The organism is Ralstonia sp. VS2407 (assembly GCF_052950655.1).
The window spans coordinates 1-654 of sequence record NZ_JBRFVG010000068.1; the positions used below are offsets into that span (position 1 = coordinate 1).

Consider the following 654-nt stretch of genomic DNA (forward strand, 5'->3'; position numbering starts at 1 on the left):
CTGATCATCCTCTGCACGCGCAACGCGTACTGGCCATTGAAAATGCCGTATCCGCACTCCATCACCGGCACGCCGTCGACCTTCGCGGTGATCGAATCCGTGATGTCGAGCGGCAGCACGTCGCCCGTGCGCAGGTTGAGAATCTTCTCGAACGTCGTCGGGACCTCGGCGAGATCCGCGACCAGTTCCACTTCCGCCGACTGCACCTGCTGCGACAGCACGCGCACCCAGCGGCGGTCCACCTCGAGCGCCTCGCCCTGGATCGGCGAGCTCAGCACGTCGCGGATCGGCTCGATCATCGAATAGGGCATGCAGATGTGCAGCGTGCCGCCCGTCGGCCCGAACTCGATCGAGAACTGCGTGACGATCACGATCTCGTTCGGCGTCGCGACGTTCGCGAACTGCGTGTGCATCTCCGAGCGCACGAACTCGAACTGCAACGGCCGCACGCTCTTCCACGCGCTCGCGTAGTGCTCGAACACGCGATTGAGCAGCTTGCCGATGATCCGCTGTTCGGTCGCCGTGAAGTCGCGCCCTTCGACGCGCGTGTGGAAACGCCCGTCGCCGCCGAACAGGTTGTCGACGACGAAGAACACGAGGTTCGGATCGAACACGAACAGCGACGTGCCGCGCAGCGGCTTCACGTGCACGAGG

Annotated in this window: 1 protein-coding gene; it reads right to left on the reverse strand. The window is 64.4% G+C overall.

From position 1 onward, the window contains the following. Nucleotides 1-654, reverse strand: a 654-nt coding sequence (fliM, locus tag ACU8YE_RS23855) for a flagellar motor switch protein FliM (RefSeq protein ID WP_446929808.1), incomplete at both ends; no start/stop codon positions are given.